This is a genomic window from Rhizobium sp. EC-SD404 (genome assembly GCF_902498825.1).
In the GTDB taxonomy this organism is placed as follows: Bacteria; Pseudomonadota; Alphaproteobacteria; order Rhizobiales; family Rhizobiaceae; genus Georhizobium.
Genome location: NZ_LR701459.1, coordinates 644,826 through 659,052, shown reverse-complemented (window position 1 = coordinate 659,052; position 14,227 = coordinate 644,826). Strand labels below are relative to the sequence as shown.

Sequence of the window (14,227 nt, the reverse complement as noted above, 5' to 3'; positions counted from 1 at the left end):
GCAAAAAGATCGTTGATCCGGACGCTCCCGAGGTCCACATATTGGGGACCAACTGGCTGCCATCTCGTGGCCTTGCACAGAAAATCAAGGATCGTTCATGCCAATCCTCAACCGCGCCGCCGAATTGCAGGGAGAAGTCGCTGGCTGGCGGCGTCATTTGCACCAGCGTCCGGAAATCCTCTTCGCCGTGCACGAGACGGCGGCCTTCGTCGAAAACAAGCTCAAGGAATTCGGCTGCGACGAAGTGGTGACGGGGCTTGGCCGGACGGGCGTCGTCGGCATCATCCGCGGCCGCAATGGCGAAGGCCGGACGATCGGTCTCAGGGCCGACATGGATGCCCTGCCGATCACCGAGCAGACGGGCAAGGACTGGGCATCGCGTTCCGCTGGAAAGATGCATGCCTGCGGCCATGACGGCCATACGGCCATGCTGCTCGGCGCGGCGAAATATCTCACCGACACCCGTAATTTCCGCGGCGCAGTTGCGGTGATCTTCCAGCCCGCCGAAGAAGGTGGTGGCGGCGGCAACGAAATGGTCAAGGACGGCATGATGGAGCGCTTCCAGATTGCGGAAGTCTACGGCATGCACAACCTGCCGGGCCTCGCCGTCGGCGCGTTCGCGACCCGCAAGGGCCCGATCATGGCTGCCACCGACGAGTTCCGCGTGACCGTCAACGGGCGCGGCGGCCATGCGGCAATGCCGCACGAGACCATCGATCCGATCGTCATCGCGGCGCAAATGGTGCAGGCGCTGCAGATGATCGCTTCGCGCAATGCCGATCCGGTCGATGCGATCGTCGTTTCGGTCACCCAGTTCAAGGCGGGCTTTGCCCACAACGTCATCCCGGAAGAGGCGGTCTTTTCCGGCACCGTGAGGTCGCTGTCCGAACACAACCGAGACCTCGGCGAAGCGCGCATCCGACAGATAACGGAAGGTATCGCGGCGGCCCATGGCGCGACCGTCTCCATCTGGTACGACCGCAACTATCCCGTCACCTTCAACCACGACGAAGAGACTGACCACGCCATCCAGGCGGCGGCGACCATCGCCGGCGACGACAATGTCGACGGCGACGTCGCGCCAACGCTCGGCGGCGAAGACTTTTCCTACATGCTGAATGCGCGGCCTGGCGCCTTCATCTTCATCGGCAATGGCGACACTGCCGGCCTTCACCATCCACGCTACGATTTCAACGACGAGGCCATCCCCCACGGCATCTCCTACTGGGTCCGCCTCGCCGAGACCCGCCTGGCAGCCTGAGCCCCTTGGCGAACGCCGCGGTCTCAATTATGGAAAGACCCGCGTGGTCCCGTAGCTCAGGGGATAGAGCACAGGATTCCTAATCCTGGTGTCGCAGGTTCGAATCCTGCCGGGATCACCAACTTCGGAACTTTACAGCCCGGAGACGTTGGTAATGGTTTGCACCTCGGACATGAAGGACAATCTTGTACCGACCAACGGGTAATGTCTGCATGGCCAGACCCAAGGCAACAGTGCCGGTCACCCCAGCGCCACGATCACATTATCCGGATGGAGCGGACGGTTCATCCAGATACGAACTCTTGTTCGCGTGCTAGGAACTTCCATGGAAAGAATTTCCGGGATGTTCGCATCGAAGAGGTCCACGCGATAGTCAGGCGTATTGAGGGTACCGTCAAATCTCAGCGAAGTAGCCTGCGGCGGCAGTTCTTCGAAACAAACGAGCGTGATGGTCGTCTCCCCTTCGTTCCAGGGAAGAGCGCTGACATTTATGCAATCTTCGGTAAACGCGACACCGCGCAGGTCGTGATCGAGGGGTACCCTCACCCCATCAATACCAGAAATGTAGAAGCTGCAATAATCAAGCAAGACAGACGCCTTTTTGGCCGTCATTGAATCATCCTCCGTCGAAAATTTCCAATCAGGCCACCTTGGCTCGCGCTACAGTGGGCGCAGTGAGGATAAATCCTCGTCGGTGTTCCTATCGACTTTGGCACCTGATAATCGCCAATGAAAGAACCGGATGTGCTGTTGGGATCCGTGCTGCCGCAGCGATGACACCCCCATTTCCTTCCGAGTCGATCGACCTCCCTTTGCTCAAATCGGCTCAGGCGGCGGTTGGTAGATGGTGCCGGTATCCACTCGCGTGCGTATGGACCTAGCTCGGCACGGGTTCCAAGAAGCTGAAACAGTCGAAATCGCGCTTCAAGCTCGATGCCGCGGTTGGCCGAAATGAGTCCCTCGACCGTCGAGTAGGCTTGCGCATTCGGCTTCCAGTTTCGGTCCACCTCACGCACGTCCCGCAAAGCGCGTCGCATGGCGCTGTAGGATTGCGCCAGTCGCACTTCCTGCGCTGGGGTGATGGAATGCCAGCGACCGCCGATTCTAACTTGCCCGCCACCCGCCCTTCGGCGTGAGACAGGATGGACCTGCGCATAGCCGGGCACTCGGGTCCATTGTCCACTATCCGTGCGCCCACCTGGAACGCGTGGCTGATCGGGACGAAAGCCAGCCTTGAGCGCAAACGCGAGGCGCAGCGTTGCCGCCTGCATGCGTAGCCCAGCCAGCTGCCATCGTAATTGTGAAAGGCTGCTTTCGTGCCGATCCACTAGCCGCGACCTCCTTCGTTTCGTCGCGACAAGTATTGAATCGAACCGGCGCACCGTGGACGAAGCGATGGCCTTCACCGCCCTAAAGGCTCGCGATCCCTTGCAATTTTTTGGAGACCGCGAAAAACGATCCACATCCGCAGGATCGGCCGAGATTGGATTACGGTGCAGCTATCCGCTCATTTGGAAGCTAAAGCGCAGATATAGATGTCATCATCGCCTGTAGCGGTTCGCCATCTCCGAAATGCCACGGAGAGACGTCATATACAGCGATCATCAGCCTGCCTGATGCAGTCGGCTTGACTGTCCGGAGCGTTGGATTGATTTCGAAAATCTTGAGCCCCGGCACTTGGCGCTGCGCATTTGCCCTCGTGGCTGTCGCAGTGCTTCTCGTCCCGGCGCTGGCCGTGACCGTGTCGACCGAAATCGCCTGGGGGGTGGAGGATTTCTTCGCGGCGGCCGGGATCCTGGCATTCGTGTGGTTGGCGATCGAGATGTCGGTTAGGCTACTGCCTGGGACGAGAGCGCAAGCCGCTGCGGGCATCGTGGCCATCCTGGCCGCGCTGACGGTCTGGATGCACCTAGCCGTCGGCGTCTTCTAACTAATTTCTTTCCTATTCCCGCAACCGGTGCAACCGCACGATTTCCGGCTGGCGCTCGATCGTGCCGAGACCGATGGCAGCTTCGGCGGCGGCGAGGATGGCGGTGCGATCGAGTTCGGCTTCCGCATACATCGCCTCCGGCTTGTCCTGCTGGATGAAGCGATCGGGCAAGGTCAGCGTGCGAATGCGACAGCCGCGGTCGAGCACGCCGCGCTCGGCAAGCAGATGCAGCACATGAGCACCGAACCCGCCGCGTGCGCCCTCCTCGATGGTGATCAGCACCGCGTGCTCGCGTGCGAGCGATAGGATCAGCGCTTCGTCGAGCGGTTTGGCGAAGCGTGCATCGGCAACCGTCGTGGAAAGCCCCATCGCGTCGAGCCGTTCGGCCGCTGCCAGGCATTCCTGCAGGCGGGTGCCGAGCGACAGAAGCGCGATCTGCGTGCCTTCCTTGACGATCCGGCCGCGTCCGATCTCGAGCACCTGGCCGACGGCCGGCATGGCTACGCCGGTGCCTTCTCCGCGCGGATAGCGCACCGCCGAGGGCCCGTCGGACAAAGCAGCCGCCGTTGCAACCATGTGCACCAGTTCCGCCTCGTCGCTTGCAGCCATGACAGTGAAATCCGGCAGGTTGCACAGATAGCCGAGATCGAAGGATCCCGCATGCGTTGGCCCATCGGCGCCGACGAGCCCCGCACGATCGATGGCGAAGCGCACCGGCAGGCGCTGCAACGCCACGTCATGCACGATCTGATCGTAACCACGCTGCAGGAAGGTCGAATAGATGGCGCAAAACGGCTTCATGCCGGAGGCGGCGAGACCGGCGCAGAAGGTCACCGCATGCTGTTCGGCAATGCCCACGTCGAACATGCGTGACGGGAAGCGTTTGGCGAAGCGGTCGAGACCGGTGCCGTCCGGCATGGCAGCCGTCACCGCGACGATGGAGGCATCGCGTTCCGCCTCCTGGATCAGCGCATCGGCGAACACCTTCGTATAAGAGGGCGCCTTGGCCACGCTCTTGACCTGATGGCCGCTCGCGACATCGAAGCTGGAAACGCCGTGATATTTGTCCGCGGCTTCTTCAGCCGGTCTATAGCCCTTGCCCTTGCGGGTGATGGCGTGGAGGAGAACGGGGCCGTCGGATCGCTCCTTCACGGTCCTGAGGATGGGGAGGATCTGCGAAAGATCATGTCCGTCGAACGGGCCGACATAGGAAAAGCCGAGTTCCTCGAACAGCGTCGCGCCCGGAACCAGCCCTTTGACGAGCGTACGGGCGCGTCGGGCCCCTTCCCTGAGCGGCGGCGGCAGGTGGTCGACGGCGTTGCGCGCAGCCGACTTCAGGTCCTGCAAAGGCCGTGCGGCATAGAGCCGGGCAAGGTATTTCGACATCGCACCGACGGGCGGCGCGATCGACATGGCATTGTCGTTCAGGATCACGATCAGCCGGCTGCCGAGCGCGCCGGCATTGTTGAGCGCTTCATACGCCATGCCGGCCGACATGGCGCCGTCGCCGATCACGCAGATGACATGGTCGTCGCTGCCCTGGAAGTCCCGGCCGACGGCGAAGCCGAGCCCTGCGGAAATGGATGTGGACGAATGGGCGGCGCCGAACGGGTCATAGGGGCTTTCCGACCGCTTCGTGAAGCCGGACAGTCCGTTGCCCTTGCGCAAGGTCCGGATCCGATCGCGCCGGCCCGTCAATATCTTATGCGGATAGCATTGATGACCGACATCGAAGATCAGACGATCCTTTGGCGTGTCGAACACCGCGTGGATCGCAACCGTCAGTTCCACGACGCCCAGCCCTGCGCCGAGATGGCCGCCCGTCACCGAAACCGCGTCGATGGTTTCGCGCCTCAACTCATCGGCTAGCTGCCGCAACTGCCGGTCGCTCAGCCGCTTCATGTCGTGGGGCTCGGTCACCTGATCGAGAAGCGGCGTTTGTGAAGGCGTCTTCCTGCTGCTCATCATGGCTCTCCCGGCGTCATGACCCTCCGACAATCAATGACCGCCGACGGACGATTGGGTATGTCAATTTAGATTGACATACATTACAGTCAATGTCGACATACAGTTGGACACTCGAAAAGAGAGACGCGGATGCCGCAGACCTATCCTTTCAGCGCCATTGTCGGTCAGTACGAAATGAAGCGCGCGCTGCTTCTGGCGGCCATCGATCCCGCGATCGGCGGCGTGCTGGTCCTCGGCGATCGGGGGACCGGCAAGTCCACGGCCGTGCGCGCGCTGGCGGCTCTTCTTCCCCCGATCAAGACGGTGCTCGGCTGCCGCTTCAACTGCGATCCGGACGCGCCGACAGCCGACTGCCCGGATTGCCAGCGCAATTCGAACCCGCGCCTCAAGGTCGACAAGCGCCCAATTCCGGTTATCGATCTGCCTCTCGGCGCGAGCGAAGACCGGGTTGCCGGCGCCCTCGACATCGAAGCGGCGCTGACCCAGGGCAAAAAAACGTTTCAGCCGGGACTGCTGGCAGCTGCCCACCGCGGGTTCCTCTATGTCGACGAAGTCAACCTCCTGGAGGACCACCTCGTCGACCTGTTGCTCGACGTTGCCGCATCGGGCGTCAACCTCGTCGAGCGCGACGGGCTGAGCCTGCGCCATCCGGCGCGCTTCGTCTTGGTGGGCAGCGGCAATCCTGAAGAGGGCGAGCTGCGGCCGCAGCTGCTCGATCGGTTCGGCCTGTCGCTCGACGTGACATCGCCCACCGATATCGCGGAGCGCATCGAGGTGGTGAAGCGACGGGATGCGTTCGAGCGCGATCCCACGCAGTTTCTCGACAGCTGGGCGCGCAAGGACGCAGCGCTTGGCAAGCGAATTCTCAAGGCTCGCGCGGAACTGAACGGTATCGCCGTTGGCGACGAAATCCTGGAGATCGCGGCTGGCCTGGCAATCAAGCTCGGCATCGATGGCTCGCGCGGCGAGTTGACCATGATGCGGGCAGCCCGCGCGCTCGCAGCCTACGAACAGCGCGAACGCGTCACGCCCGAACTTCTGCTGGCCGTTGCACCATCCTGCCTGCGGCATCGCCTGCGCCGCGATCCGATGGACGAGAGCGGCTCGTCGATCCGTGTCGAACGCGCGATCGCCTCCATATCGGTTGCAGTCGCATGACAGCCGACACCGGCGATCTCCCGGTGGGTGAGCGGCCGGATGCACCGGACATTTGGTCCGCTGTCTTGAGGACAGCCGATGTCTTCGCTACGGATCCGTTGCTGCTCGGCGGCTTGCGCCTGAAGTCGCAGGCCGGGCCGGTACGTGACTCTGTCGTGGAAATTCTGCAGTCGCGCATCGCCAAGCAGCTGCCCTGGCTGCGCATGACGCCATCGATCGCCGACGATCATCTTGTCGATGGATATGATCTCGCCGCGACGCTCGCGCAACGCGAGCTTGTTGCGCGATCTGGGATCCTGTCGCGCGCAAAGGGCGGCATTCTCATCATTGCCATGGCGGAAAGGCTGACGGCGCTGCAGGCCGCATTGATCGCAGCCGCGATCGATCGGCGCGAAATAACGGTTCTGTTGCTCGACGAGGGTCTGTCGGACGAAGCCGTCCATCCCTGCCTGCTGGATCGCGTCTCGCTGACGCTGGATCTTTCCAGGGGCCGTTTGCTTCTGGAACCGGGTAGTACCGCCTCGGCGCTGCCAGATGCTCAGGAAACCGCACGCGATGTCGAAGTGCCGGAGCCGGTGATGGAGGCTTGCTGCGCGTTGGCACTCGCCCTCAACCGATCTTCCATGCGTGCGCCATCGCATCTTCTGAACGTGACCCGCATCCTCGCGTATCTGGATGGGGAAGCTACCGCCAGCACCGAAGCACTGCGTGAAGCAGTCGGCCTTGTTTTCGGTCTCACCCCCATCGCCGCCGAAGACGACAGTGGTGAAAACCCGGAATCACCGGACATTCCACAACCCGACACGGCAGCCGAATCTGAACCCGAGCGCAATCGAGCCGAAAACCTGCCGCAGGATCTGGAAGATTCGGAACATGCCGGCGCCGACGAAACAATCGCGGTCGACATCCTCGACGCCTATTTGCCGGAAGACGTGCTTCAAGCCGCTGCCGCAGCACGGGGCGCACGCGGCGGAGCATCCTCCGGCAAGCGCGGACCGAGCCAACGATCCGTAAGCCGAGGCCGACGTTTGGCTGCTCGGCCGCGACCTGAAAATGGTCGCAGCGCATTGGATATCATTGCAACATTGCGCGCTGCGGTCCCTTGGCAGACGATCCGACGGATAGCGACCTCTTCGGATGCTGCAACCGGTCGGCCGATCGCGATCCGGCGCGAGGACTTTCGCTACACCCGCTTTTCGGCGCCATCGGAAACGCTCGCGATTTTCGCCGTCGATGCGTCCGGGTCGTCGGCCCACGCACGGCTCGGCGAAGCGAAGGGCGCGATCGAGACGCTCCTTGGCCAGTGTTATGCGCGGCGCGACGCCGTGGCGTTAATCGTCTTCAGGGGCGCGCAAGCCGAGATCGTTCTGCCCCCTACCCGCTCGCTGCTGCGCGCAAGGCGCGCGCTCGTCGCCATGGCGGGCGGCGGACCGACTCCGCTTGCCGGCGGGCTGGCGCTTGCCCGTCTCCTTGCCGGCAAGGCTGCCGAACGCGGTCAGAACGCCATCACGATCCTGATGACCGACGGCCGCGCCAACATCGCGCTCGACGGCACCGCCGGGCGGGAGCGTGCCGAGGCGGATACCCAGCGCATGGCCGCCGCATTCCGGCTTGCCGGCCTCTCGAGCGTGCTGGTCGATACGGCACGGCGGCCGCGCGAACATGCAGCCGATCTGGCCCGGGCCATGGGCGGCGAATATCTCCCGCTACCTGCCGGCCGCGCGAAGGATCTGAGCCTTGCGGTGCGGAGCCGAATGGATCGGCAATCGAATGCCAGGCCGAACTGAACGGCCATGAACGCGCTCTCCACCCACCGCTATCCGGACTGGAACGTGCTCGGCAAAGACTGGCCGAACCGCGAAAACAGCCGCTTTGTGAGATCCGGCCCGCTCACCTGGCACGTGCAGGTCGCAGGGAGCGGCCCCGCGCTGCTGCTCATCCATGGCACCGGCGCGGCAAGCCACAGCTTTCGCCGGATGCTGCCCGACCTCGCACGCGATTTCACCGTGATCGTACCGGATCTGCCGGGTCACGGGTTCACGCGCGGCGCCAGCCAGCACGATCTCACGCTGTCCGGCATGGCACGCGCACTGGCGGCGCTGATCGCAGAGCTCAAGCTCTCCATCGTCTGCGCCGCCGGACACTCCGCCGGGGCGGCTATTCTCCTGCGCATGGCGCTCGATGGGCGCCTGCCGCAATGCAAGCTCATCGTCGGCTTCAATGCCGCCATCCGCCCGATCGCCGGCTCCGGCATCTACGGGCCGCTGGCGCGGTTGCTGTTCATCAATCCCTTAGCACCCAAGCTTTTTGCGTGGCGCGCGGAAAGCATGGATGCCACCCGAAGGCTGCTCGCCGGCACCGGTTCGACGATCGAACCCGAAGGCGTAGCGCTTTATCGCGCCCTTTTCCGCCATTCCGGCCATGTGGCGGGAACGCTCGGCATGATGGCCAACTGGGATCTCGAAAGCCTCAACACGGACCTTGGCAAGCTAAAGACGACGACCATGCTGGTCGCGACAAGAGGCGACAAGGCCGTACCCTTCGCCGACAGTCAGTCGGTGGCTGCCCTGTCGCCGGCGATCACAACGCTCATCCTCAATGAGGGCGGCCATCTCTACCACGAAGAACAGCCCAACGAAGCGGCGCGCCTGCTGCGACTTCTGGCAAGCGATGCCGCCATCGCGCCCGGCGCGACGCGAACGGGCGAGCCCGAACCGAGCGAGGATCGATGAATGCTGACCGTCGTGGACAATCAACGCCCGCTGCGCGCCGCTGACGACAAGCGACCCCACGCCATCGTCATCGGCAGCGGTTTCGGCGGCCTCGCCGCAGCCGTCCGCATGGGCGCTCGCGGCTATCGCGTGACCGTGCTTGAGCGGCTCGACGAGTTCGGCGGTCGCGCCGGTGTGATCCATCAGGACGGTTTTACCTTCGATCGCGGCCCGACGATCGTCACGGCGCCGCATCTTTTCGAGGAACTGTGGACCCTCTGCGGCAAGCGAATGCAGGACGACGTCGAGATGCTTCGCCTGAAGCCGTTCTACAAACTCCGCTTTAACGACGGCGACACCATCGCCTGCTCGGAAGACATCGCTGCCATGGAGGCGGAGGTGCGGCGCGTAAACCCGGCCGACCTACCGGGCTATCGCCGCTTCATGAAGCTCAGCGACGAGATCATGGCGCTCGGTTTCGAGCAACTCGCCGACCAGCCGTTTTCGACCGTCACGGACATGCTGCGCATCGCGCCGGACCTCTTGCGGCTGCAGGGCTACAGGTCGGTCTTCGGCCTTGTCTCGGCGCATGTAAAGCACCCCAAACTGCGCACCATGCTGAGCTTTCACCCGCTGCTCATCGGCGGCAATCCGCTAAGCGCGCCGGCGATTTACTGTCTGATCCCCTCGCTGGAACGTCGCTGGGGCGTTCACTACCCGCAAGGCGGCGTCAGCCAGATCGTCGATGGCCTGGTGAAGCTCATCCGGGGACAAGATAATCTCGCAGTCACGCGCAGCGAAGTCGCAGCGATCACGCTGACCGACGGCAAGGTTTCCGGCGTCCGGCTGTCCGACGGCACGCGGCTCGATGCCGATATCGTCATCTCAAATGCCGATCCCGCCGTGACGAGCCCACTTTTGCCGAATGGCCAACGCCAGGCGAAACGGCTTCGCAAATCGCGCTATTCCATGGGGCTCGTCGTTTTCTACTTCGGCACCGGGCGGCGCTACGACGATGTCGGCCACCACACCATCCTGCTCGGTCCGCGCTATGAAGGCCTGCTGAACGACATCTTCAAGCGCCGTCCGCTGACCGAGGATTTCAGCCTCTATCTGCATCGCCCAAGTGCCAGCGATCCGACCGTTGCACCTTCGGGATGTGATGCCTTCTATGCCCTGACGCCCGTCCCCCATCTCGGCGCGGACATCGATTGGACTGAGGCGACCGCCAGGCGCCGCGACGCCATCATCGAACGCCTCTCGTCGACGCTGTTGCCGGGCCTGCGGGACGAGATCGTGACGGAGGCGATCGCCGTTCCCGATGATTTTGCCGAACGCTATCTCTCGCCCTACGGCTCAGGCTTCTCTCTGGAACCCATCCTGACGCAAAGCGCGTGGTTCCGGCCGCACAATCGCAGCGATGCGGCCGAGAACCTCTATCTCGTGGGCGCCGGCACGCATCCCGGTGCCGGCCTGCCCGGCGTCATTTCCTCTGCCCGCATGCTCGACAGGATGGTGCCCGATGCCGTTGCCTTCAAACGCTAGATCGCCACTGACGCCGCGCGACTGTGCCCAGTGCCGGCAGTCGATCCGCCAGGGCTCGCAATCCTTCTTCATCGCCTCGCTTTTGCTGCCCGTGGAAGTGCGTGAACCGGCCTATGCCATCTACGCGTTTTGCCGGATGGCCGACGACATGATCGATCAGGCGAATGGTGGCCCCGAGGCGATTTCCGAGCTGACTGCACGTCTCGACAACATCTATCGCGGGCGGCCCGCAAACCACTTCGTCGACCGCAGTTTCGCCGAGACCGTGGCCCGCTTCGCCATCCCGCAAGCCGTCCCCGCAGCGCTTCTCGAAGGCCTTGCATGGGACGCATACGGCCGGACCTACGACACGCTTGGCGATCTCGAGGACTACGCTGCTCGGGTCGCCGGCACAGTCGGCGTGATGATGACGCTGGTCATGGCAAGGCGCGATCCATTCGTGCTCGCCCGCGCAGCCGACCTTGGCGTGGCGATGCAACTGACAAACATCGCCCGCGACATCGGCGAGGACGCACGTGCCGGCCGAAACTACGTGCCGGAGGAATGGCTGCGCCGTGAGGGCCTGTCGAAAATCGCGGCAACAAAGCCCGATGGCGCCCAATCGGAAACGGTACGCCGGATGACGTTGCGGCTGCTCGACCGGGCGGAGTTTCTCTATGATCGCGCGCTGCCGGGCATCGCCGAGCTACCGGCCAATTGCCGCCGCGGCATCCAGGCTTCGCGCCTTCTCTATCACGCGATCGGCGACGAAATTCGCGCCGGCGTCGATCCGGTCCATGAGCGCGCCATCATCTCGAAACGTCGCAAGATTTCGCTCGCCCTGAAGGCGGCCGCGATGCCACTGCCATCGCCGGACGGACTGAACCAACCATCGCTCCCGGCGACCCGGTTCCTCATCGATGCCGTCGAAGCCGAAGCACGCTCCCCGCGCCTGGAGACGCTGCCGCCCTGGTGGCGGTATGACGCCCGGGTGGTGCGCATGCTGCAACTGCTGGGCGCCTTCAAGGCTCGTCGAGAACCGGACGGCGCCGCGCAGCTGGAAGGGTAGCCGGGATGTCGCCGGGCTGGATCATCTTTGCGGAACTGACGCTGGTTCTCGGCCTTGCGCTCTTCTTCGGTTTTCGGGAATTGCGCAATTTGCGCCGCTACGACCGCGAACGGGCCGAGGCCGCAAAGAAACAATCAACGGAGCCGCGGCATCCGGAAGGGGAGCATGGCCTGAACGACCGGTGAGACGAAGCGCCGAAGATCCACGCTTTCGTGCACCATCAAGCCGCGCCGTCCGCCGATGGACGCATCGATCAGCGAGCGCGTATAGAACGGCGCATCTTCGAGCGCCCTGACCAGCGCAGGCTTCACCCCGGGGTCGCTGCGCGTCCACCGATCCATGCGCCATAGTCCCTTGGGAAGGCCCACGATGCCTTCCGGACCCGGCGGGACATAAGGCACGATCTCGCCGTCGACGACATCGACCGCCACGCAATGGGATCGTCCATCGCTTTCCGTCACGTCGTAGAGCAGCCGCGTTCGATCGCTGAGGTGCATCCGCGACCATGACCATGTCGAGAACGCTGCTTCCAGAGGCTCCGAGCCGTAATTCATGTCGAGATAGCCGTCACCGCTCCAATGCAGATCCGGCTTGTCGAATGCGAGATCGACCCGCATTCGTGGCGCAAGCGGCCGCCAGCTGTGTTTGCCGAGACGATCGAGCGCGAATGCACGGGGCGACACCTCTTCGAACGTGACCTTGATCGAGCCCTTCAGCGTCCGCGGCACGGGCATGCAGCGCTCGTCGATACGAAACTGAAGTCCCGATGGCGTTCGTTCGACGCAGCTCGCGCCGATCGAAAAACTGGTCTCGTCGCGCTTGAGGGAAGAGGCGCTCCGCTCCGTCATCGCCCATCGGTTTGCGCCTTTGCTATAGAGCGCAACGTTGAACGCGACATGGTTTTCCGGATTGGCCGCACCGCTCCTTCGAGCAAAACGATAATAGGGCGAGAAGACGCTGCCGACGAAGACGATGACGGTCAGCGCATGCTGCCCGTCATCGCTCGTGGCGTCGAGGTACCACCAGCAATAGCCGTTCGCGCCGACATGGACGTCGAACCGAGGTCCATCTTTGCCGCCCGCGCTGCATTGATTCCCGATAGCGCCACCATCGGCAGGCCCGGCCCGGGGTGGATCGCCCCGCCTGCTTGGTAGAGAAAGGGCACCGCCGTCCGCACCTTTGGGCGTCGAAAGGACGACATGGCTCCGTTCGGCGCCGCGCCGTAGAGCGCTCCGCCCGATCCCGGAAACAGCGCTTCGAAATCCGATGGCATCGTCACCGCGCACGTCACCTCGCGCAGCGTCAGCCCCATCTCCGCCAAGCGCTTCAACATCCTGGCTTGCCATTGCTGGCGCTCCCTATCATCAGAGACATGATCGTCGCCATCCGCAGGCGCGTTGGCGAGGACAAAAAGGCGCTCGGGTTGCCCGGGCGTGGGCAGGCCAGCGTCGTCCCGGTCCTGCGCGCACACATAAAGCGTCGGCTCGTCCGGCACCTCGCGCCGCTCGAACAGCGTGGAGAACTCGCGGCGAGCGTCACTCGAAAAGAAGACGTTGTGGCGAACGAGATCGACGCCTTCCGCGATCCCGGTGAGGGAGAGCGTCACGGCGGACAGGGATCGTTCATGCGGGGGGCACACGGCAGGAACTGTGGTATTACCGCGGCCAGCGATCGAGAGCATCGACGGATCGCCATTGTGAATGACGGCTCGGGCGTTAACCGCGCGGCCGTCATCGAGATGCAGTTGGAAGCCGATCGCGGGATCGAGCTCGATCTGCTCGACCCTGTTGCCCATGAGGAATCGGACGCCGCGATCCCGGCATGCTTGTGCAAGCCCTTCGGCGAGCTGCACCATGCCGCCTTCGACGAGGTAGACACCGGCGCGCTCCACATGCGCGATGGTCATCAACGGGCCCGGCGCCTGATAGGGCGAGCCACCGCAATAGGTCGCATAGCGTCCGAAAAGCTGCTTCAGGCGCCTGTCTCTGAAATGATCGCCGATCACTGCGTCGAGCGATCGGAATGGTGCGATCTTGAACATCGCACCGATGCCGCCGCTCAATGTCAGCGAGGCGGCACTGGGTGCTGGCGCAGCCATGAAGCTGTCCTTCAGCGCGAGATACGCATCTTCGGCCCGGCGGCTGAAATCGAGGTAGCCGCGCGCCTCGCGAGCGCCCGCAAAGTCAGCGATGGCGGCAGCACTGTCTTGGAGGTCGGCGAAAAGGTCGAGCTGCGTTCCGTCCGGCCAGAAATGCCGCGCGAGGCAGTGCGATGGCCGGACCGTCACATAGTCGGACATGTTCAATCCGGCCTGATCGAACAGACCTTCGAACACATCCAGCATCGTCAGCACGGTCGGGCCGGAGTCGATGGCAGCTCCGGAGACATCCAGGCTTCTCAGCTTTCCACCCACATGCAACTGCGCTTCCACTACGATGACGCGCGCGCCCGAACCAGCCAGGGTCAAGGCCGCACTCAAGCCGCCTATACCCGCGCCGATGACGGCGATCTCGGCGTCCAAAAGGTCCGAAGCTGATGTCAACCAAGCGTCCTTGTGTAAATCTGAATTTACATGCAAGATGATCATGACACTTTACACCGGTGGA

General features: G+C 63.5%; 11 protein-coding genes and 1 tRNA gene. 8 read left to right on the top strand and 4 right to left on the bottom strand.

Annotated features, from left to right (window positions below):
* The first annotated feature begins 97 nt into the window (after window positions 1-97).
* Both GC125_RS04115 and GC125_RS04110 read left to right on the top strand, forming a co-directional pair.
* The gene (locus tag GC125_RS04115) at window positions 98-1,261 is read left to right on the top strand and encodes a M20 aminoacylase family protein (protein ID WP_151984166.1); all 1,164 of its coding nucleotides are present in this window, start codon (window positions 98-100) and stop codon (window positions 1,259-1,261) included.
* Window positions 1,262-1,306: 45 nt separating this feature from the next.
* Window positions 1,307-1,382, top strand: a tRNA-Arg gene (locus GC125_RS04110).
* A 119-nt stretch (window positions 1,383-1,501) separates the two neighbouring features.
* On the opposite strand, the gene GC125_RS04105 is transcribed toward GC125_RS04110, so the two are convergent.
* Window positions 1,502-1,873 carry a hypothetical protein gene (locus GC125_RS04105; protein WP_151984165.1) on the bottom strand — a complete coding sequence of 124 codons (372 nt, stop codon included), beginning with the start codon at window positions 1,871-1,873 and terminating at the stop codon, window positions 1,502-1,504.
* A 1,036-nt stretch (window positions 1,874-2,909) separates the two neighbouring features.
* Here GC125_RS04105 and GC125_RS19915 point away from each other — a divergent pair.
* On the top strand, window positions 2,910-3,191 hold the full coding sequence (locus GC125_RS19915; RefSeq protein ID WP_199864434.1) for a hypothetical protein: 282 nt from the start codon (window positions 2,910-2,912) through the stop codon (window positions 3,189-3,191).
* A 12-nt stretch (window positions 3,192-3,203) separates the two neighbouring features.
* Here GC125_RS19915 and dxs read toward each other — a convergent pair whose 3' ends face one another.
* Window positions 3,204-5,156, bottom strand: coding sequence for a 1-deoxy-D-xylulose-5-phosphate synthase (dxs, locus tag GC125_RS04095; protein ID WP_151984164.1), 1,953 nt, complete (start codon window positions 5,154-5,156; stop codon window positions 3,204-3,206).
* 132 nt (window positions 5,157-5,288) lie between these two features.
* Between dxs and bchI the strand changes: the two genes are divergently transcribed.
* The 5 genes from bchI to GC125_RS04070 are packed head-to-tail and all read left to right on the top strand — an operon-like array spanning window position 5,289 to window position 11,621.
* Window positions 5,289-6,317, top strand: a complete 1,029-nt coding sequence (gene bchI / locus GC125_RS04090) for a magnesium chelatase ATPase subunit I (protein WP_151984163.1) — start codon at window positions 5,289-5,291, stop codon at window positions 6,315-6,317.
* Window positions 6,314-8,104 (top strand): VWA domain-containing protein, encoded by a 1,791-nt coding sequence (locus tag GC125_RS04085; protein ID WP_151984162.1) that lies wholly within the window; start codon window positions 6,314-6,316, stop codon window positions 8,102-8,104. Before bchI ends, GC125_RS04085 begins: the two co-directional genes overlap by 4 nt.
* A gap of 6 nt (window positions 8,105-8,110) precedes the next feature.
* Window positions 8,111-9,049 (top strand): alpha/beta fold hydrolase BchO, encoded by a 939-nt coding sequence (bchO, locus tag GC125_RS04080; protein WP_151984161.1) that lies wholly within the window; start codon window positions 8,111-8,113, stop codon window positions 9,047-9,049.
* The gene (crtI, locus tag GC125_RS04075) at window positions 9,050-10,573 is read left to right on the top strand and encodes a phytoene desaturase family protein (protein ID WP_151984160.1); all 1,524 of its coding nucleotides are present in this window, start codon (window positions 9,050-9,052) and stop codon (window positions 10,571-10,573) included.
* Window positions 10,551-11,621, top strand: a complete 1,071-nt coding sequence (locus GC125_RS04070) for a phytoene/squalene synthase family protein (protein ID WP_151984159.1) — start codon at window positions 10,551-10,553, stop codon at window positions 11,619-11,621. The genes crtI and GC125_RS04070 overlap by 23 nt, the downstream gene beginning before the upstream one ends.
* 134 nt (window positions 11,622-11,755) lie before the next feature.
* On the opposite strand, the gene GC125_RS04065 is transcribed toward GC125_RS04070, so the two are convergent.
* Window positions 11,756-12,595 carry a carotenoid 1,2-hydratase family protein gene (locus GC125_RS04065; RefSeq protein ID WP_502706083.1) on the bottom strand — a complete coding sequence of 280 codons (840 nt, stop codon included), beginning with the start codon at window positions 12,593-12,595 and terminating at the stop codon, window positions 11,756-11,758.
* Between the two features lie 5 nt (window positions 12,596-12,600).
* Window positions 12,601-14,163, bottom strand: coding sequence for a phytoene desaturase family protein (locus GC125_RS04060; RefSeq protein WP_199864433.1), 1,563 nt, complete (start codon window positions 14,161-14,163; stop codon window positions 12,601-12,603).
* Window positions 14,164-14,227: the final 64 nt, after the last annotated feature.